The sequence below is a fragment of the Streptomyces sp. NPDC001002 genome (assembly GCF_053599215.1).
In genome coordinates, this window is record NZ_JBSFLV010000012.1 from 38,892 (window position 1) to 57,990 (window position 19,099).

The following is a 19,099-nucleotide window of genomic DNA, read 5'->3' on the forward strand; positions in this document are numbered from 1 at the left end:
TGCACTCTCCTGAGCCAATTGGGGGATGGTAGAGACAGTCAGGGCAACCTCGAAGATGAGGCACTACGTCGGTGAGGGAAGACGTGAGCGACAACTCTGTAGTACTGCGGTACGGCGACGGCGAGTACACCTACCCGGTGATCGACAGCACCGTCGGCGACAAGGGCTTCGACATCGGGAAGCTCCGCGCCCAGACCGGTCTGGTGACTCTGGACAGTGGTTACGGGAACACGGCCGCGTATAAATCCGCCATCACCTACCTCGACGGCGAGGCGGGCATCCTCCGCTACCGCGGCTACCCGATCGAGCAGCTGGCCGAGCGTTCGACCTTCCTGGAGGTCGCCTACCTGCTGATCAACGGCGAGCTGCCGACGGTGGACGAGCTCTCCTCGTTCAAGAACGAGATCACGCAGCACACCCTGCTGCACGAGGACGTCAAGAACTTCTACAAGGGCTTCCCGCGCGACGCCCACCCGATGGCCATGCTGTCGTCGGTCGTCTCCGCGCTGTCCACCTTCTACCAGGACAGCCACAACCCCTTCGACGAGAAGCAGCGGAACCTCTCGACGATCCGCCTGCTCGCCAAGCTTCCGACGATCGCGGCCTACGCGTACAAGAAGTCGATCGGCCACCCGTTCGTCTACCCGCGCAACGACCTCGGCTACGTCGAGAACTTCCTGCGCATGACGTTCTCGGTGCCGGCGCAGGAGTACGACCTCGACCCGGTCGTCGTCGCCGCGCTCGACAAGCTGCTGATCCTGCACGCGGACCACGAGCAGAACTGTTCGACCTCCACGGTCCGTCTCGTCGGCTCCTCGCAGGCCAACATGTTCGCCTCCATCTCGGCCGGTATCAACGCGCTGTGGGGCCCGCTGCACGGCGGCGCCAACCAGTCCGTGCTGGAGATGCTGGAGGGCATCCAGGCCTCCGGCGGCGACGTCGACTCCTTCATCCGCAAGGTGAAGAACAAGGAGGACGGCGTCCGTCTGATGGGCTTCGGCCACCGGGTCTACAAGAACTTCGACCCGCGCGCCAAGATCATCAAGGCCGCCGCGCACGACGTCCTCTCGGCCCTCGGCAAGTCCGACGAGCTGCTGGACATCGCGCTCAAGCTGGAGGAGCACGCGCTCTCCGACGACTACTTCGTCTCGCGCAGCCTCTACCCGAACGTCGACTTCTACACCGGCCTGATCTACCGGGCCATGGGCTTCCCGACCGAGATGTTCACGGTCCTGTTCGCCCTCGGCCGCCTGCCGGGCTGGATCGCCCAGTGGCACGAGATGATCAAGGAGCCGGGCTCCCGCATCGGCCGCCCGCGCCAGATCTACACGGGCGTGGTGGAGCGGGACTTCGTCCCGGTCGAAGAGCGCTGACAGCTACTGGTGGAGGGGGCGTCGTTCATCGGCGCCCCCTCACCTGTGTGCTGACCGGCACGGAAGACAGCAAAAAGCGGAAGGCGCCCTGCCGACGGTCCCCCCACGGGCCGGCGTACAGGGCGCCTTCCCATGTCCCGGTGCGGATTCCCCCCACGGGATCCGGCCGGGCGTCTGTGAAGAACAGCGCCTGAATCGCTGCGGTACTGCTTGAGCAAAACGCGTACTGCTTGAGCAAAACGAGCAGAACTCGTCGTACTACTGGGTGTGCGATCTGCCGGGACAGCGCACGCTCGGGAGGGCCGCTCAAAGCTTCCCGATGTACGTGCCCCGGCAACGCATCTCTGAGGAAGTCCCCCAAGACATCCTCAGATGCCAGTCAACGCCCCCCAAGACGCTGTCTGACATCGTCAACTTAGACCTTCGAACCCCTTCGATGGTTACGTTCACATCACTGTGATCTGCGTCTCTTGCAAATGTCCGTTAGATGCGCAAGAGCCCCGATACCGCGACCGGGGCTCAAGCGTAAGGATGATGCGCGAGCCTTGTGAAGAGCTTATGTGAGGCTGGCCTCCGACTCTAGGGGGACTCTTACTTCGAATCCCCCTAACCGCCGGTAACCTTCTCGCAGTTCAGCGGAACGTTCGCAGTCGAAGGCTGTTGGTCACCACGAATACGGACGAAAAGGCCATAGCGGCCCCCGCGATCATTGGATTCAACAGACCGGCCGCAGCGAGCGGCAGCGCCGCCACGTTGTAGCCGAAGGCCCACACCAGATTGCCCTTGATGGTGGACAGCGTCCTCCTGGACAGCCGGATCGCGTCCGCGGCCACCCGAAGGTCACCCCGCACGAGTGTCAGATCGCTCGCCTCGATCGCCGCGTCCGTGCCCGTGCCCATCGCCAGGCCCAGATCGGCCGTGGCGAGCGCCGCCGCATCGTTGACTCCGTCACCGACCATGGCCACGGTCCGGCCCTCGCCCTGCAGCCGCCGTACCGCGTCGACCTTGTCCTCGGGCAGCACCTCCGCGATCACCTGCTCGATGCCGACCTCCCGCGCCACCGCCTCGGCCACCGCCCGGTTGTCCCCGGTCAGCAGCACCGGCGTGAGCCCCAGCGCGCGCAGCTCGCGCACAGCCTCGGCGCTGGTCTCCTTGACCGCGTCGGCGACGGCGAGGACACCGCGTGCCACCCCGTCCCAGCCGACCACCACGGCCGTACGGCCGCCCCGCTCGGCCGCGTCCTTGGCGCGGGCCAGCTCCGGTGGCAGATCCGCGGCGTACTCGGCGAGCCGGCCCACGGCCACCGCACGGCCCGCCACCCGCCCGCGTACGCCCCGACCGGGCACGTTCGTGAACTCCTCGACCTCCGGGAGCTCTCCGGCCCGCTCCGCGGCGCCCACGGCGATCGCCCGGGCGACCGGGTGCTCGGAGGCGTGCTCGACGGCGCCCGCGAGCCGCAGCAGCTCGCTCTCGTCGGTGCCGTCGGCGACGTACACCTCCTGAAGGGTCATGCGGCCGGTGGTGACCGTTCCGGTCTTGTCGAGGACGACGGTGTCGACGCGGCGGGTGGACTCCAGGACCTCGGGGCCCTTGATGAGGATGCCGAGCTGCGCGCCACGCCCCGTGCCGACCAGCAGCGCGGTCGGCGTGGCCAGGCCCAGCGCGCACGGGCAGGCGATGATCAGGACCGCCACGGCCGCGGTGAAAGCGGCCACCGTGTCGCCGGTGACACCGAGCCACACCCCGAAGGTGCCGAGCGCGATCACGATGACGGCGGGTACGAACACCGCCGAGATGCGGTCGGCCAGGCGCTGCACCTCCGCCTTGCCGTTCTGCGCGTCCTCCACCAGCTTGGCCATCCGGGCCAGTTGGGTGTCGGCGCCGACCCGGGTGGCCTCGACGACCAGCCGCCCGCCCACGTTCACGGTCGCGCCGGTGACGGCCGAGCCGGCCTGCACGTCCACCGGCACCGACTCGCCGGTCAGCATGGCCGCGTCCACGGCGGACGCGCCCTCCACGACGGTGCCGTCGGTGGCGATCTTCTCCCCGGGGCGTACGACGAAGCGGTCGCCGACGGCCAGTTGAGCGACCGGGATCCGGACCTCGCGGCCACCCCGCTGGACGGACACGTCCTTCGCGCCCAGTTCCATCAGCGCCCTGAGCGCAGCGCCCGCGCGCCGCTTGGAGCGGGCCTCCAGATAGCGGCCCAGCAGGATGAACGCGACAACTCCGGCGGCCACTTCGAGGTAGATCGTCGAGGCGCCGTCGGCGCGCGAGACGGTGAGGCGGAACTCGTCGTGCATGCCGGTCATGCCCGCGTCGCCCCAGAACAGCGCCCACACCGACCAGCCGAACGCGGCCAGCGTGCCGACCGAGACGAGGGTGTCCATGGTGGCGGCGCCGTGCCGCGCGTTGGTGAACGCGGCCTTGTGGAACGGCAGTCCGCCCCAGACGACCACGGGCGCGGCGAGGGTGAGCGCGAGCCACTGCCAGTTGTCGAACTGCAGGGCCGGGATCATCGACAGCAGGATCACCGGGACCGCGAGCAGGGCGGAGACGGTGAACCGCTCGCGGTAGGCGGTGAGTTCGGGATCCTCGTCGGCCGTGTCCTCCGGTGTCGAGGTCACCGGCGGGGCCGGTTCCTCGGCGGTGTACCCGGTCCTCACCACGGTCGCGATCAGGTCGGCGACCTGGATTCCCGCCGGGTAGCTGACCTTCGCCTTCTCCGTCGCGTAGTTCACGGTGGCGGTCACGCCGTCCATGCGGTTGAGCTTCTTCTCGACGCGGGCCGCGCAGGAGGCGCAGGTCATCCCGCCGATGAGCAGCTCGACCTCGGCCGCTTCGGGCGGTGCGGCTATGGGTGTCTCTGCGGTGGTACTGGTCATGTCCGGACTCCAGACATCGGACCAGACCGTGCGGAGCCAGTATCAGCTGGTCGGCACGGTCCGGTCGGAGAGCAGAACTGTGGTGCCGAAGCTGTCTTAGATCTGACCGGCGAGCTCGAAGCCGGCCTCGTCGACCGCGGCGCGCACGGCCGCCTCGTCGAGCGGGCTCTCGGAGACGACGGTGACCTCACCGGTCGAGGCGACGGCCTTCACCGAGGTGACACCGGGGAGTTCGGAGATCTCGCCGGAGACGGAGCCCTCGCAGTGTCCGCAGCTCATCCCGGTCACCTTGTAGACGGTGGTGACGGATCCCGGGGTGTCGGTGTGGGCGGTCATGTCGTTCTCCTCATCGAGGCGTGTGGGGTCGAGGAGGCCCACGAGGGGCCCATCGATCCTCACACTATACCCCTAGGGGGTATTTCTCCAAGAGGGATCACGGCGGGCCAGCGACCGCGCCCAGGAGATGGCGAGCAGCGACACCAGCACCATCCCGCCCACCGAGAACAACGTGAAAAGGTGCTCCTGCTGCTCGGTCGGCCGCGGAATGTACCCCTGCGCGAAGAGCTGCCGGTCCACCCCGGTGCCGGCCAGCCGGGCCACCAGCCAGATCGCGATGCCGTGCGTCGAGTCCCACAGGGCGTGCAGCAGAGAGACCCCGAGGTACGCGCCGAACACCGGGGCGATGAACTGGAAGCGCCCGTTCGGGCGACGGTAGGAGAGCAGCACGCCGCCCGCGATCGCTGTCCACAGGCCGTGCCCGAAGGGTGCGAGCACCCCGCGCAGGATCTCGGTCTCCAGCAGGGCGCGCAGATCGATGCCCTGCGTGGAGACGGCCGCGTTGAAGGCGTACCCGGCGCTCTCCAGGGCCGCGAAACCGAAGCCGACGGTCGCGCCGAGCACGAGCCCCGACCGCATCCCGCGGATCCGCACCTGCCGGCGCAGCACGAACATCAGCGCGCCCAGCTTCACCGCCTCCTCGATCAGCCCGACGCCGACGAACATCCAGAAGGAGGGGTGCAGCAGGTAGTACTCCATCACCGAGGCGCCCAGCACACCGAGCGTGCCGCCGGTCAGGAAGCAGCCGAGGATCACGCTGACGCCCAGGTCACGGCCGTGCCGCTCGTACGCCCACAGCACGAAGGTCACCGGCACCAGGAAGCTGCCGAGCAGGATCAGGGTCGGCAGCAGCGTTGTGTTCCTCGTCGCGTACGTGACCAGCGCGGTCAGCACCCACAGCGCGAGCCCGCCGCCCAGACACCGCTTCCACAGTCCCGTACGGATCTGCGGGTACGTCGGCGGCGGCTGCTGCGGTCCGGGGATGCGCGCCCTGGAGGCGTCGGGCGGCGGCGAGTGGGTCACGGCGGGTCCCCTCTGGCGATGGCTCGGGCACGGATCGGCGACGTACGGGCGTTTTGTCCGCACTTTAGGTAGCCGCGCGCTGTGTCGCAGTCCGGGGAGCCGCTCCTGGACACGTCCATCGAGGTGCCGGCGCAGCCGGCGGCGCGCGTGCCGGCCGGGACCGCCGGTCCGGGCGCGCTGGGCCGGGTGGGCTACGGGCGGGTCGTCGTCACCTTGTCCGACGGTCGGCCGAGGCGGTCGCCGACCAGGGGTTCCAGGTAGCGGGTCAGGACGTTCTTGATCTCCTGGACATAGGCGTCCCGCTCGGCGCCCGTGTGCGAGAGGACCAGCTCCAGACCCGCCTTGTACGTGCTGAGGCAGACCTGGGCGGTGCGGGTGACGTCGGCGGCCGACGCCTCGGGCATGAGGCTCGCGATCAGTGCGTCTATCCGGCCCAGCAGGGCGGCGTGCAGCGCTTCGTGGTCGGCGTCGAGCTGGCCGGGGGCGTCCGGGCCGTGCAGCAGCGAGAAGAACACCGGGTGCTCGCAGCTGAAGGTGATGAACCGGTCGACCGCGCCGCTCACGACCTCCTCCAGCGAGTCCGTGGGATCGACCGGGGCGAGCGCCTCGCCGTACATCTCCCGCATCTCGTGCATGAGCCGGCGGCTCAGCTCGATCGCGATCGCTTCCTTGTTCGGGAAGAACTGGTAGAGCGTGCCCGGGGAGACGCCTGCCTCGCGGGCGATGGCGTTGGTGCTGGCGGCCGTGTAGCCCGTGGTGGAGAAGACGGTCGCGGCGGCTTCGAGGAGCTGGGCGATACGGCGCTCACCGCGGGCCTGACGACGGCGCGGCTGGTCGGTCGGTGAGGTGTCGGGCATGCGTTGTCCCCAAGTCTCCGAACGCCATTGACAAACGCGAGTGGTCGCTCGCATTCTGGAGAAACGCGAGCGATCTCTCGTGTTTGCCAGTCTATGGCTTCCACGGGTTTTCCACGGTGAAGGGGACACCGCACGATGACCGAAGTCAACAAGCCGCCGAACGAGCCGCCGAGGCTCGGCGGCTGGACCCGCTTCGTTACCGCCCGGCCACGGCTGTCGCTGCTGGTGGCCCTGGTGATCACCGCGCTCGCCGTGGTGGCGGGCAGCGGGGTCGCCGACCGCCTGGGCAGCGGCGGCTGGGAGGACCCGGACGCCCAGTCCACGTACGCGACCAAGGCCCTGGAGCGCGAGTTCCCGGACTCCCAGCCCAACTTCCTGCTCCTGCTCGACTCGGGCAGCGCCTCCGTCGACGACTCCGCGGTCGCGGCCGAGGCCAAGAACCTCACCGCCCGCCTGGCCGCCGAGCCGGGCGTCACGGGCGTCGGCTCCTACTGGCAGGCCGACCCCGCGACCGCACCCTCCCTGCGCGCGAAGGACGGCCACGAGGCGCTGATCGCCGCCCGCATCACCGGCGACGAGGGCACGATGAGCGACACCCTCGACCGCATAGCGCCCCACTTCAGGGGGACGCACGGCCCGGTGGAGGTGAAGATCGGCGGGATCGTCGCGGTCCGCCACGACATGCAGACGATCATCAAGGAGGACCTGGCCCGCGCCGAGCTGATCGCCCTGCCGGTGACGCTCGTCCTGCTGGTGATGGTCTTCGGCAGCGCCGTCGCCGCCCTGCTCCCGCTCGGCATCGGCATCGTCGCGATCCTCGGGACGAACGCGGTGCTGCGCGGACTCACCGAACTCACCGACGTGTCCGTCTTCGCGATCAACCTCACCACGGCCCTGGGCCTGGGCCTCGCCGTCGACTACGCGCTCTTCATCGTCCGCCGCTTCAGAGAGGAACTGTCCGGCGGCGCCGAGCCGTTGCAGGCCGTCGGCACCACCCTGCGCACGGCCGGCCGGACCGTCCTCTTCTCGGCCCTCACGGTCGCGGTCTCCCTGGCGGCGATGCTGGTCTTCCCGCAGTACTTCCTGCGCTCATTCGCCTACGCCGGCATCGCGGTGGTCCTGCTGGCCGCGGCGGCCGCCCTGATCCTGCTCCCGGCGGCCCTGATCCTGCTGGGCCACCGGGTCGACGCCCTGGATATGCGCCGCCTGTTCCGCCGGCGCCGGTCCGGGCCTGCTGCCACTGAGGCCGCCTCAGCATCAGCCTCAGCCTCCGCTTCCGCTTCCGCTTCCGTCGACTCCGGCGAGAAGGGCAGGGCCTGGGCGCGTCTGGCGACCCTCGTCATGCGCCGGGCCCCCTTCTTCGCCCTGGCCACGACCGCCGTGCTCGTCCTGCTCGGACTGCCGTTCCTGGGCGTCAAGTTCGGCACGGCGGACGACCGCCAGCTGCCCTCGACCTCCGAGTCGCACGTGGTGCAGCAGCACATTCGGGACGGCTTCCCGGGCAGCCCCGGCGGCGGCCTCGAAGTCCTCGCCGAGGGGAAGGCGACCCCGGCGCAGTACTCCGCGTACAAGGACCGGGTGGCCGCGCTGCCCGAGGTGGTGCGGGTCGACGGCCCGCTGGTGAAGGGCGACTCGGCGTACTTCACGGTGACGCCGAAGGGCGAGGCCGTCGGCGACGACGCGCAGCGCCTGGTCGGCGACCTGCGCGCCACGGACGCCCCCTTCGACACCAAGGTGACCGGCACCGCGGCCGTCCTGGTCGACTCCAAGCACGCGATAGGGGAGCGGCTGCCCTGGGCGGCCGGCTTCATCGCGGTCGTCACCCTGTTCCTGGTCTTCCTGCTCACCGGCAGCGTGCTGATACCGATCCAGGCGGTGGTGCTCAACGCGCTCAGTCTGTCGGCCATGTTCGGCGCGGTGGTCTGGGTCTTCCAGGACGGTCACCTCTCCGGCCTGCTCGGCTTCACCAGCCCCGGTTCCATCGAGACGACCCTGCCGGTCCTGATGTTCTGCGTGGCCTTCGGCCTCTCCATGGACTACGGCGTCTTCCTGCTCTCCCGCATCAAGGAGGAGTACGACAGAACGGGCGACCACAACGAGGCGGTACGGCACGGCCTCCAGCGCACGGGCGGCCTGATCACCGCGGCGGCGGTCATCCTGGCGGTCGTCATGGTCGCCATCGGCACCTCCCGAGTGACCAACACCAAGATGCTGGGCCTGGGCATCGCCCTCGCCGTCCTGATGGACGCGATGATCGTAAGAAGCCTGCTGGTCCCGGCGGTGATGAGACTGACGGGGAAGGCGACCTGGTGGGCACCGGGCCCGTTGCGGCGCTTCCATCAGCGGTTCGGCTTGAGCGAGGGTAGTGGTGAGCGCCCCTTCAGGGGCGCGGGGAACGGCGCGACCAGCCACGACGAACCCGCAGACCGCGACGGCGACAGGAGCCCAGATGAGAGCGGTGGTATTCGAGCACTACGGTGAACCCGCCGAAGTACGCGACGTACCAGCCCCCCACCCCGCAGACCACGGAGTGGTCGTCCGGGTAGAAGCCACAGGCCTCTGCCGAAGCGACTGGCACGGCTGGCAGGGCCACGACCCGGACATCACCCTCCCCCACGTGCCGGGACACGAACTCGCCGGTGTGATCGAGGAGACCGGCGCCGGGGTGCGGCACTGGCACCCCGGCGACCGAGTCACCGTCCCCTTCGTGTGCGCCTGCGGAACCTGCGCGGCGTGCACGGCCGGCGACCAGCAGGTCTGCGAGCGGCAGACGCAACCCGGCTTCACGCACTGGGGTTCGTTCGCCGAGTACGTCGCACTGGACCACGCCGACGTGAACCTGGTCGCCGTACCCGATGAGCTGTCGTTCGCCACCGCGGCAGCGCTCGGCTGCCGGTTCGCCACCGCGTTCCGGGCGGTCGTGCAGCAGGGCAGGGTCGCGGCGGGGGAGTGGGTCGCCGTGCACGGGTGCGGGGGCGTGGGCCTGTCCGCGGTGATGATCGCGGCGGCCGCGGGGGCTCGGGTCGTGGCCGTCGATGTGTCGCCGGGGGCGTTGGACCTGGCGCGGAAGTTCGGCGCGGCGGAGTGCGTGGACGCAGGGCGCACCGCCGATCCGGCCGCCGTGATCCGTGAACTGACGGGCGGGGGAGCCCAGTTGTCCCTCGACGCGCTGGGTTCGCCGGTCACTTGTGCCGCCTCGGTGAACGGTCTGCGGCGCCGCGGCCGGCACATCCAGGTGGGCCTGCTCCCGTCGGCGGACGGCATGACCCCCGTCCCCATGGCCCGCGCGATCGCCCTGGAGCTCGAACTCCTCGGCAGCCACGGCATGGCCGCGCACACCTACCCGCCGATGCTGGAGCTGGTCCGCGCCGGGGCCTTGCGCCCCGACCTCCTGGTGACGTCCACGATCACGCTGGACGCCACTCCGGACGCGTTGGCCGCGATGGGGACGGCGCCGGGGGCGGGCGTGACGGTCATCGAGCCGTGGAGCCGCGGGCGTTGAGGCCGTTGAGGCCGTTGAGGCCGCTGTCGGGGTTGTCGTCGAGGCCATCGGTGGAGCCGCTCTCGACGCGATTGCGCGCGGCCCACTCCCGGTCGAGGAGCCCCATGAGGATCGCGTCGACCCACTCGCCGTCCCGCAGCGAGGCCTCCCGGCGCACACCCTCGACGACGAAGCCGACCTTCTCGTAGACGCGTATGGCCCGGTGATTGGTGCCGTACACCTCCAATTCGACGCGATGCAGACCGAGTTGCTCGAAGCCGTGGCCGACGATGAGGCGGGTGGCCTCGGTGCCGATGCCCCGGCCGCGTCCCCGGGGTCCGATGAGCGTGCGGAACGTGCAGCTGCGCGCCGCCGGATCCCACTCGTACAGGACGACCTCGCCGAGGAGTTCGCCGGTGGTGGGGTCGGTGACGGCGAGATCGAGCCGGTCGGGGGCGTCGGCCCGGGAGCCGTACCAGGAGCGCAGGCGCTCGGGAGTGAGCTCGGTGGAGGGCTCGAAGGTGAAGCGGACGACCTCGGGGTCCTGGACGATCTCCCAGATGCCGTCGGCGTCGGCCGCGGTGAAGGGCCGCAGCACGGTCCGTTCGCCGGTCAGCACGGGTTTGACGGAGAAGTCGCTCATGGGGGAGCCGTTGGTGGAGGAGTCGCTCACGGGGACGACTGTGCCCCACCTGCCAGGTGGGGCACAGCTCATTTTCCCGGCCGCTTCCTCCTCGGCTCAGTCCTCCCTGCGGCCGCGGTTGCCGGGCCGGGAGGCGACCCAGGTGCGGACCGTGTCGGCGTACCAGTAGGGCTTGCCGCCCTCGACGTGGTCGGGCGGGGGCAGCAGACCGTGCTTGCGGTAGGACCGCACGGTGTCCGGCTGCACCTTGATGTGTGCGGCGATCTCCTTGTACGACCACAGCCGTCGGTCGGTCATGAAACGCACCTCCCTGCGCGCACCGCGGGGGCGGCCGGGAACGGCCGTCGGGGGAGCCGGGCGCTGCGCTGGCGATCACAAAGCCTGTGCCCGCTCAACGACGCAGAGTGATGGCTGGGCAGTGCCTGTGCGCGGGGTGTGACGCAGAACCCGCGTACACGCGACATGTGTGACACAGAGGGGGCGTTTGTGACACGAGTGCAGCAAAGGCGCACGCGGGCTCACGGGCGCGGCGCATTGACACGGCCGCCCACCCCGCTGCCCGCACCTCCATTTCCGGCCGAATGGCAAGCGCCGTCCATGACTCGTCCGAATGTCCGGACAAAACATTGACAGGGCTCCGACTCCGGGGCTACAAACCGGAGGAGAGCCGTGACGAAGGGAAGCCGATGGCGTACGACCTGATCACCATGGGACGGATCGGTGTCGATCTGTATCCGCTGCAGACCGGCGTTCCCCTCCCGCAGGTGACCACCTTCGGCAAGTTCCTCGGCGGTTCGGCGACGAACGTCGCGGTCGCCGCTGCCCGGCTCGGCCGGCACACCGCGGTGATCACCCGCACCGGCGACGACCCCTTCGGCGTCTACCTGCACGAGGCCCTCCAGGGCTTCGGCGTCGACGACCGCTGGGTGACCCCGATCCCCGGCCTGCCCACCCCGGTCACCTTCTGCGAGGTCTTCCCGCCGGACGACTTCCCGCTGTACTTCTACCGGCAGCCCAAGGCCCCGGACCTGGAGATCGACGCCCACGAGCTCGACCTCGACGCGATCCGCGACGCCCGGATCTTCTGGGTCACCGGCACCGGCCTGAGCGAGGAGCCGAGCCGTACGGCGACGCTGGCGGCGCTCGCCCACCGGGCCAAGGCGGGTACGACGGTCTTCGACCTCGACTGGCGCCCCATGTTTTGGAAGGACCCGGACTCCGCCCGGCCCTTCTACGAGGAGGCCCTGCGCCACACCACCGTCGCGGTCGGCAACCTCGACGAGGTGGAGATCGCCACCGGAGTGCGCGAACCGCGGGCGGCCGCGCAGGCGTTGCTCGACGCGGGTGTCGAACTGGCGGTCGTCAAGCAGGGACCCAAGGGCGTCCTCGCCGTCAACAGCAAGGGCGAGTCGGCCGAGGTGCCACCCCTCCCGGTGACCGTCCTCAACGGCCTGGGCGCCGGTGACGCGTTCGGCGGCACCCTCTGCCACGGCCTGCTGGAGGGCTGGGACCTGGAGACGATCATGCGGCACGCCAACGCGGCCGGCGCGATCGTCGCCTCCCGCCTGGAATGCTCCTCGGCGATGCCGACCACCGACGAGATCGACGCCGCCCTCAAGGCCGGAGCGGTGCTGTGAGGGCGGGCCGCGTCCGCGGAGGCGACGACGGATTCGACGACGAGACCGCGGGCACGGGGTGCCTCGGCATGACCGCGGGACCGGCGCGCGCCGCCACACCCCCGCATGTCGACGTCGCCGAACTCGTCCGGCTGCGCGCCCACCGCCCCGAGGCCGTCGCGGAGGCCGCCGCCCGGCGCGTCCGCCGACCGCTGCTCGGCGACTCCGGCCGCCTGATGATCGTCGCCGCCGACCACCCGGCCCGCGGCGCGCTCGGCGTCGGCGACCGCAAGCTCGCCATGGCCAACCGCGCCGACCTGCTGGAACGCCTCTGCCTGGCGCTCTCCCGCCCCGGCGTCGACGGCGTCCTCGCCACCGCCGACATCCTGGACGACCTCCTGCTCCTCGGCGCCCTCGACGACAAGGTCGTCATGGGCTCGATGAACCGCGGCGGCCTCCAGGGCGCCAGCTTCGAACTCGACGACCGCTTCACCGGCCACCGCGCCGAGGACATCGAGCGGCTCGGCTTCGACGCCGGAAAGCTGCTCCTGCGCATCGACTACGACGACCCGGGCTCGCTCACCACCCTGGAGTCCACCGCCCGTGCGATCGACGACATGGCCGCGCGCCGACTCCCGCTGTTCGTCGAGCCGTTCATCAGCCGCCGCACGGACGACGGCAAGCTGAAGAACGATCTCTCCGCCGAGGCCGTCATCAAGTCCATCGCCATCTCCTCGGGCCTGGGCGGCACTTCGGCCTACACCTGGCTCAAGCTCCCGGTCACCGAGAACCCCGACGACATGGCCGAGGTCATGGAAACCTCGACACTGCCCGCCGTGCTGCTGGGCGGCGAGGTCGGCGACGATCAGGACGGGGCGTACGAGAAGTGGCGCGGGGCGCTCCAACTCCCCACCGTGCGGGGCCTGGTGGTGGGCCGTTCGCTGCTGTATCCGGCGGACGGAGACGTGGCCGCCGCCGTGGACACCGCCGTAGGACTGCTGTGAGGGCCGTATGACCGGCAACAAGCTGTACATTCCGCGCGGTTCCACCGCCGACGCCAACTATGTGTTCGACGTCGACCCCAAGCGGGCCGGCTGGGAGTACAGCGGGCTGCGGATCGTCGAGTTGGGTGCGGGCGGCACGCACACCTTCACCACCGGCGACAGTGAGTGGATCGTGCTTCCGCTGCAAGGCGGATGTACGGTGCAAATGGGTACCGATGTGTTTCAACTCCTGGGCAGGGAAAGCGTGTTCGCGTCCGTCTCGGACTTCGCGTACGCACCCCGGGACGCCCAGGTCCAGATCGCCTCCGGCGCGGGAGGCCGCTTCGCCCTGGCAGGAGCGAAGTGCGAGCGACGACTCCCCGCCCGCTACGGCCCCGCGCCGGAGGTCCCTGTCGAAGAGCGCGGCGAGGGCAGGTACACGCGGCTGGTCCGCAACTTCGCCTCCGCCGACGCCTTCGAGTGCGACAAGCTGATCGCCGTCGAGGTGATCACCCCGGGCGGCAACTGGTCGTCCTTCCCGCCGCACAAGCACGACGAGCACCGGCCCGGTGTGGAAGCCGAGTTGGAGGAGATCTACTGGTTCGAGATCGACGGCCCGAACGGTTTCGGCTATCAGCGCGTATCTCCCTCCCGTGAGGGCGGATCCGACGTCCTCGCGGAGGTCCGCTCCGGCGATGCCGTCCTCGTCCCCGACGGATGGCACGGCCCGTCCGTCGCTCAGCCCGGCCACGACATGTACTACCTGAATGTCATGGCCGGACCTGGGGAGACGCGGGAGTGGCGGATCTGCTTCCACCCCGAGCACACGGAGGGTTACCGATGACCTCGACGACGAGGCTCACGGTCGCGCAGGCACTGGTGCGGTTCCTGGCCGCCCAGTTCACCGAGCGGGACGGCACCCGGCAGCGGCTGATCGGCGCGACCTGGGGCATCTTCGGCCACGGCAACGTGGCAGGGATCGGCCAGGCACTCATCGAGTACGCCGACGAGATGCCGTACCACCAGGGCCGCAACGAACAGGCCATGGTGCACGCGGCAGTCGGCTACGCGCGTCAGTCGGGCCGCCTCTCCACCCACGCCGTGACGACCTCCATCGGCCCCGGCGCCACCAACCTGGTCACCGGCGCCGCCCTCGCCACGATCAACCACCTCCCGGTCCTGCTGCTGCCCGGCGACGTCTTCGCCGCCCGCCCCGCCGACCCGGTCCTCCAGCAGCTCGAAGTCCCGTACGCGGGCGATGTGTCGGTCAACGACAGCCTGCGCCCGGTGTCCAGGTACTTCGACCGGATCAACCGTCCCGAGCAGCTGATCCCGGCGGCCCTCCAGGCGATGCGCGTGCTGACCGACCCCGTGGACACGGGCGCGGTAACTCTCGCTCTCCCGCAGGACGTTCAGGCCGAGGCCCACGACTGGCCGGACGAGTTCTTCGCCGAACGGACCTGGGCGGTACGCCGTCCGGCCGCCGACCCGGCCGAACTCGCCGAAGCCGTACGGCTGATCAGGTCCGCCCGCCGCCCGCTCGTCGTCGCCGGCGGGGGAGTGCACCACAGCCGCGCCGAGGAAACGCTCGCGGAGTTCGCGCAAACCACGCGCATCCCGGTCGCCTCCACCCAGGCCGGCAAGGGCTCCCTGCGCTGGGACCACCCGCAGGACGTCGGCGGCATCGGTCACACCGGCACGGCGACCGCCGACGAACTCGCCCGCACCGCCGACCTGGTGATCGGCGTCGGCACCCGCTACACCGACTTCACCACCGGCTCCGGCACCCTCTTCGCCGGCGACGGCGTCCGCTTCCTCAACCTCAACATCGCGCCCTACGACGGCCACAAGCTCGCCGGCACCCCCCTCATCGCGGACGCCCGCTCCGGCCTGACCGAACTCACCCAGGCCCTCGCCCTGCACGAGCACCGCGTCACCGACTCCTACGCCGCCGAGTACACCGAGGACAAGGAGCGCTGGGAACAGCGGATCGACGCCTGCTACGAGGCCGAGGAGCCGGACATCCGGCCCACCCAGCCGCAGGTCATCGGTGCCCTGGACGCCCTCGTCGACGAGACGGACGTGATCATCAACGCGGCCGGTTCGCTCCCCGGCGACCTGCACAAGATGTGGCGCACCCGCGCACGGGACCAGTACCACCTGGAGTACGGCTACTCCTGCATGGGCTACGAGATCCCGGCCGCGATCGGCGTCAAGCTCGCCGCTCCCGACCGCAACGTCTGGGCGCTGGTCGGCGACGGCACGTACCTGATGATGCCGACGGAGATCGTGACCGCCGTACAGGAGGGCGTGGCGATCAAGCTGCTCCTCATACAGAACCACGGCTACGCGTCCATCGGCGGCCTGTCGGAATCGGTGGGCGCCGAGCGCTTCGGCACCGCCTACCGCTACCCGTCCGACGACGGCACCTTCACCGGCGCCCCGCTGCCCGTCGACCTCGCCGCCAACGTGGCCAGCCTGGGCATGCGCGTCCTGCGCGCAAAGACCGTGGCGGACCTGCGCACGGCACTCGCCGAGGCCCGGGCCGCCGACACTCCCACATGTGTCTACGTCGAGACGCAAACCGCAGACACAGTGTCGGGCGCGCCTCCCGCGCAGGCCTGGTGGGATGTTCCTGTGGCCGAGACCGCGACCCGCGCGTCCGCGGTCAAGGCACGTGAGCTGTACGAACGGCACGTCTCCACCCGACGCCGCCATCTGTGAAGGAGTATCTGGGCATGACGAAGATCGTCAACCACTGGATCGGCGGCAAGACCGTCGAAGGCGCGTCGGGCAATTACGGGCCGGTCACCGACCCGGCGACCGGCGCGGTCACCACGAACGTCGCGTTCGCGTCGGTCGAGGAGGTGGACGCGGCGGTGGCCGCGGCCAAGGACGCGTACGCGACCTGGGGCACCTCCTCGCTCGCCAAGCGCACCACGATCCTCTTCAAGTTCCGGGCGCTTCTTGAGGCCAACCGGGACGCGATCGCCGAGCTGATCACCGCCGAGCACGGCAAGGTCCACTCCGACGCGCTGGGCGAGGTCGCCCGCGGCCTGGAGATCGTCGACCTGGCGTGCGGGATCACCGTGCAGCTGAAGGGCGAGCTGTCGACGGAGGTCGCCTCCCGCGTGGACGTCTCCTCGATCCGCCAGCCCCTGGGCGTGGTCGCCGGCATCACGCCGTTCAACTTCCCCGCGATGGTGCCGATGTGGATGTTCCCGATCGCCATCGCGACGGGCAACACCTTCGTCCTCAAGCCGAGCGAGAAGGACCCCTCAGCCTCCATCAAGATCGCCGAACTCCTCGCCGAGGCGGGCCTGCCGGACGGCGTCTTCAACGTCGTACACGGAGACAAGGTGGCCGTGGACCGCCTCCTGGAGCACCCGGACGTCAGGGCGGTCTCCTTCGTCGGCTCGACGCCGATCGCCCGCTACATCCACACCACCGCGTCCGCGAACCACAAGCGCGTCCAGGCCCTGGGCGGCGCCAAGAACCACATGCTGGTCCTCCCGGACGCCGACCTGGACGCGGCGGCGGACGCGGCCGTGAGCGCGGCTTACGGCTCGGCGGGCGAGCGCTGCATGGCCATCTCGGCCGTGGTGGCGGTCGGTGCGATCGGCGACGAGCTGGTGGAGAAGATCCGCGAACGCGCCGAGAAGATCAAGATCGGCCCCGGCAACGACCCCACCAGCGAGATGGGCCCGCTCATCACGAAGGTCCACCGCGACAAGGTGGCCTCCTACGTGACGGGCGCGGCGGCCGAGGGCGCCGAGGTCGTCCTGGACGGCACCGGCTACACGGTCGAGGGCTTCGAGGACGGCCACTGGATCGGCATCTCCCTCCTCGACAAGGTGCCGACCACGGCGAAGGCGTACCAGGACGAGATCTTCGGCCCGGTCCTGTGCGTCCTGCGGGTGGAGACGTACGACGAGGGCGTGGCCCTGATCAACAGCTCGCCGTTCGGCAACGGCACCGCGATCTTCACCCGGGACGGCGGCGCGGCCCGCCGCTTCCAGCTGGAGATCGAGGCCGGCATGGTCGGCGTCAACGTCCCCATCCCGGTCCCCGTGGGCTACCACAGCTTCGGCGGCTGGAAGGACTCCCTCTTCGGCGACCACCACATCTACGGCAACGACGGCACGCACTTCTACACGCGAGGCAAGGTCGTCACCACCCGCTGGCCCGACCCCGCCGACGCCCCCACCGGCGTCGACCTGGGCTTCCCGCGCAACCACTGACGGATTTATTTCCGCCCGCGCCCTGCGATTCCAGTAGGGCGCGGAAGCGCAGCGGCAACAGCCAGTTTCTGACGCATACGACACGCCAATGGCCCTTCGCCTACGAAATCCGTAGGAGGAGGGCCATTGACGTGTTGGTTTTCGTCGGGGTTCCATGCAGCACACCCCAGCTGCCGGAGGCATCCGCCCGAGCCGATCGGAACCGCCGAATGACCGACACGCTTCACCCGCCCCTGGCCGAGTCCACCACGGTCGCCCCGCAAGGACTACGGCGCTCCATAGGCATCGTCGGCGGCACCCTCCTCACCCTCTCCTGCGTCACCCCCGCCTCCACGCTCTTCGTGGTGGTCCCCGACCTGTTCGGCACCCTGGGCACGGCCACCGCCCTGACGATCGCGATCGGCTCGGTCCTTTGTATCGCCGTGGCGTTCTGCTACTCGGAGCTGGGCACCCTCATCCCCAGCGCGGGCGGCGAGTACGCGATGGTCTCGACTCTGGCGGGACGACTGGCGGGCTGGCTGGTCTTCGTACTGTCCCTGCTGGTGGTCATGATCGTGCCGCCGGTGATAGCGATGGGCACGGCGGACTACTTGGCCCCGGTGGTGCACCTGAACCCGTCGATCGCCGGCGCGGGAGTGATGCTGCTCGCCACCCTCGCGGGCCTGCTCGACCTGCGCGCCAACGCCTGGATCACCGGCGTCTTCCTGGTCCTTGAGGTCATCGCGGCGGCGGTCGTGGCGGTCCTGGGCTTCGCGCACAGCGAGCGGGGCGCGGGCAGCCTGGTGTCGATGCAGGTGGCGGGCGCGGGCGGCCACGCCGACACCGTGACGGCGATGCTGGTGGTCTCCGGCCTGGCGATCGCCCTGTTCGTCACGCAGGGTTTCTCGACGGCGGTCTACCTCTCCGAGGAGATGGAGAACCCGCGCCGCAATGTGGCCCGTACGGTCCTGGCCACCCTCGCGATCTCGTCGGTGATCATCCTGGTCCCGGTGATCGCGATCACGATGGGCGCGTCCGACCTCTCGACCCTCACCGGCGGCGACATCGGCGCGATGGTGACGGCCTGGTCCAACTCTGCCGTCGGCACGTTCGTCAGCCTCTGTGTGGCCCTCGCGATCATCAACGCGGGCATCGTCATGGTCATCCAGAACTCCCGAGTCCTGTACGCCTCGGCCCGCGACAAGGCCTGGCCGGCTCCGATCAACGCGGTCTTCTCCAAACTCGGCCGCTTCGGCTCCCCCTGGATAGCCACCCTGGCCGTAGGCATCCCGGGAGCCCTGCTCTGCTTCGTCAACCTGGACACGCTGTACGGCGTAACAGGCGTCTCGGTAACAGGCATGTACCTCCTGGTGGCGGTCGCCGCCCTGCTCTCCCGCCGGGGCACCCACAAACACACGGCGGCTTGGCGGATGCCCCTCTGGCCCGCGGTACCTCTGCTCCTGATAGCGGTCCTGACGTACATCCTGAGCCAACAGGAGACGACCTACTTGCTGTGGACAGGCGGAATCACAGCAGCGGCAACGGTGTACTGGGCCCTGTACCTGCGACCGCGCAGAGAGACACGCTGGCTCATCTCGCTCCCCGAGGATCAACTGACGTAAGGGGCGCGGGGAACTGCGCGACCAGCCCCCACGCAGCCGCACCCGGCACACAACAGACAC

15 protein-coding genes are annotated in these 19,099 nt (G+C 69.9%); 9 read left to right on the forward strand and 6 right to left on the reverse strand.

All coding sequences use genetic code 11. From position 1 onward, the window contains the following. Positions 1 to 83 precede the first annotated feature (83 nt). Positions 84 to 1,373, forward strand: coding sequence for a citrate synthase (locus ACWDR3_RS08690; protein ID WP_450351730.1), 1,290 nt, complete (start codon positions 84 to 86; stop codon positions 1,371 to 1,373). 632 nt (positions 1,374 to 2,005) lie between these two features. On the opposite strand, the gene ACWDR3_RS08695 is transcribed toward ACWDR3_RS08690, so the two are convergent. The 4 genes from ACWDR3_RS08695 to ACWDR3_RS08710 form a co-directional block, all read right to left on the reverse strand. Then, a complete protein-coding gene (locus tag ACWDR3_RS08695) occupies positions 2,006 to 4,258 on the reverse strand; it encodes a heavy metal translocating P-type ATPase (protein ID WP_450351731.1) in 2,253 nt (750 codons plus the stop codon). A 96-nt stretch (positions 4,259 to 4,354) separates the two neighbouring features. After that, positions 4,355 to 4,594: a heavy-metal-associated domain-containing protein gene (locus tag ACWDR3_RS08700; RefSeq protein WP_450351732.1), complete on the reverse strand. Its 240-nt coding sequence runs from the start codon at positions 4,592 to 4,594 to the stop codon at positions 4,355 to 4,357. Positions 4,595 to 4,666: 72 nt separating this feature from the next. Beyond that, positions 4,667 to 5,617, reverse strand: coding sequence for a PrsW family intramembrane metalloprotease (locus tag ACWDR3_RS08705; protein ID WP_450351733.1), 951 nt, complete (start codon positions 5,615 to 5,617; stop codon positions 4,667 to 4,669). 191 nt (positions 5,618 to 5,808) lie between these two features. After that, positions 5,809 to 6,474 (reverse strand): TetR/AcrR family transcriptional regulator, encoded by a 666-nt coding sequence (locus ACWDR3_RS08710; protein WP_450351734.1) that lies wholly within the window; start codon positions 6,472 to 6,474, stop codon positions 5,809 to 5,811. A 135-nt stretch (positions 6,475 to 6,609) separates the two neighbouring features. Here ACWDR3_RS08710 and ACWDR3_RS08715 point away from each other — a divergent pair, with 135 nt between their 5' ends. Both ACWDR3_RS08715 and ACWDR3_RS08720 read left to right on the forward strand, forming a co-directional pair. Beyond that, positions 6,610 to 8,955: an MMPL family transporter gene (locus ACWDR3_RS08715; RefSeq protein ID WP_450351735.1), complete on the forward strand. Its 2,346-nt coding sequence runs from the start codon at positions 6,610 to 6,612 to the stop codon at positions 8,953 to 8,955. Further along, the gene (locus tag ACWDR3_RS08720; RefSeq protein ID WP_450351736.1) at positions 8,924 to 9,976 is read left to right on the forward strand and encodes a zinc-dependent alcohol dehydrogenase family protein; all 1,053 of its coding nucleotides are present in this window, start codon (positions 8,924 to 8,926) and stop codon (positions 9,974 to 9,976) included. The genes ACWDR3_RS08715 and ACWDR3_RS08720 overlap by 32 nt, the downstream gene beginning before the upstream one ends. On the opposite strand, the gene ACWDR3_RS08725 is transcribed toward ACWDR3_RS08720, so the two are convergent. Next, on the reverse strand, positions 9,948 to 10,598 hold the full coding sequence (locus ACWDR3_RS08725; protein WP_450351786.1) for a GNAT family N-acetyltransferase: 651 nt from the start codon (positions 10,596 to 10,598) through the stop codon (positions 9,948 to 9,950). The two genes, ACWDR3_RS08720 and ACWDR3_RS08725, sit on opposite strands and share 29 nt — an antisense overlap. Before the next feature lie 96 nt (positions 10,599 to 10,694). Then, the gene (locus tag ACWDR3_RS08730) at positions 10,695 to 10,895 is read right to left on the reverse strand and encodes a helix-turn-helix transcriptional regulator (RefSeq protein ID WP_124000110.1); all 201 of its coding nucleotides are present in this window, start codon (positions 10,893 to 10,895) and stop codon (positions 10,695 to 10,697) included. Between the two features lie 389 nt (positions 10,896 to 11,284). On the opposite strand from ACWDR3_RS08730, the gene iolC reads away from it, so the two are divergent. The 6 genes from iolC to ACWDR3_RS08760 all read left to right on the forward strand — a co-directional run bounded on the left by iolC (position 11,285) and on the right by ACWDR3_RS08760 (position 19,039). Continuing rightward, on the forward strand, positions 11,285 to 12,235 hold the full coding sequence (iolC, locus tag ACWDR3_RS08735; protein WP_450351737.1) for a 5-dehydro-2-deoxygluconokinase: 951 nt from the start codon (positions 11,285 to 11,287) through the stop codon (positions 12,233 to 12,235). Between the two features lie 68 nt (positions 12,236 to 12,303). Continuing rightward, positions 12,304 to 13,218, forward strand: a complete 915-nt coding sequence (locus ACWDR3_RS08740; RefSeq protein ID WP_450351738.1) for a Cgl0159 family (beta/alpha)8-fold protein — start codon at positions 12,304 to 12,306, stop codon at positions 13,216 to 13,218. Between the two features lie 7 nt (positions 13,219 to 13,225). Next, the gene (gene iolB, locus ACWDR3_RS08745; protein WP_450351739.1) at positions 13,226 to 14,041 is read left to right on the forward strand and encodes a 5-deoxy-glucuronate isomerase; all 816 of its coding nucleotides are present in this window, start codon (positions 13,226 to 13,228) and stop codon (positions 14,039 to 14,041) included. Continuing rightward, positions 14,038 to 15,921 (forward strand): 3D-(3,5/4)-trihydroxycyclohexane-1,2-dione acylhydrolase (decyclizing), encoded by a 1,884-nt coding sequence (gene iolD / locus ACWDR3_RS08750; RefSeq protein WP_450351740.1) that lies wholly within the window; start codon positions 14,038 to 14,040, stop codon positions 15,919 to 15,921. The genes iolB and iolD overlap by 4 nt, the downstream gene beginning before the upstream one ends. 14 nt (positions 15,922 to 15,935) lie before the next feature. Continuing rightward, entirely contained in the window at positions 15,936 to 17,438 is a 1,503-nt protein-coding gene (mmsA, locus tag ACWDR3_RS08755) for a CoA-acylating methylmalonate-semialdehyde dehydrogenase (RefSeq protein WP_450351741.1), read from the forward strand. 209 nt (positions 17,439 to 17,647) lie between these two features. Then, on the forward strand, positions 17,648 to 19,039 hold the full coding sequence (locus ACWDR3_RS08760) for an APC family permease (RefSeq protein WP_450351742.1): 1,392 nt from the start codon (positions 17,648 to 17,650) through the stop codon (positions 19,037 to 19,039). The last annotated feature ends 60 nt before the right edge of the window (positions 19,040 to 19,099 follow it).

Coding starts and splice junctions, on each gene's coding strand:
- ACWDR3_RS08695 (WP_450351731.1), bottom strand. CDS start 4,258: ATGACCAGTACCACCGCAGAGACACCCATAGCCGCACCGCCCGAAGCG.
- ACWDR3_RS08700 (WP_450351732.1), bottom strand. CDS start 4,594: ATGACCGCCCACACCGACACCCCGGGATCCGTCACCACCGTCTACAAG.
- ACWDR3_RS08710 (WP_450351734.1), bottom strand. CDS start 6,474: ATGCCCGACACCTCACCGACCGACCAGCCGCGCCGTCGTCAGGCCCGC.
- ACWDR3_RS08715 (WP_450351735.1), top strand. CDS start 6,610: ATGACCGAAGTCAACAAGCCGCCGAACGAGCCGCCGAGGCTCGGCGGC.
- ACWDR3_RS08720 (WP_450351736.1), top strand. CDS start 8,924: ATGAGAGCGGTGGTATTCGAGCACTACGGTGAACCCGCCGAAGTACGC.
- ACWDR3_RS08725 (WP_450351786.1), bottom strand. CDS start 10,598: ATGAGCGACTTCTCCGTCAAACCCGTGCTGACCGGCGAACGGACCGTG.
- ACWDR3_RS08730 (WP_124000110.1), bottom strand. CDS start 10,895: ATGACCGACCGACGGCTGTGGTCGTACAAGGAGATCGCCGCACACATC.
- iolC (WP_450351737.1), top strand. CDS start 11,285: ATGGCGTACGACCTGATCACCATGGGACGGATCGGTGTCGATCTGTAT.
- ACWDR3_RS08740 (WP_450351738.1), top strand. CDS start 12,304: ATGACCGCGGGACCGGCGCGCGCCGCCACACCCCCGCATGTCGACGTC.
- iolB (WP_450351739.1), top strand. CDS start 13,226: ATGACCGGCAACAAGCTGTACATTCCGCGCGGTTCCACCGCCGACGCC.
- iolD (WP_450351740.1), top strand. CDS start 14,038: ATGACCTCGACGACGAGGCTCACGGTCGCGCAGGCACTGGTGCGGTTC.
- mmsA (WP_450351741.1), top strand. CDS start 15,936: ATGACGAAGATCGTCAACCACTGGATCGGCGGCAAGACCGTCGAAGGC.
- ACWDR3_RS08760 (WP_450351742.1), top strand. CDS start 17,648: ATGACCGACACGCTTCACCCGCCCCTGGCCGAGTCCACCACGGTCGCC.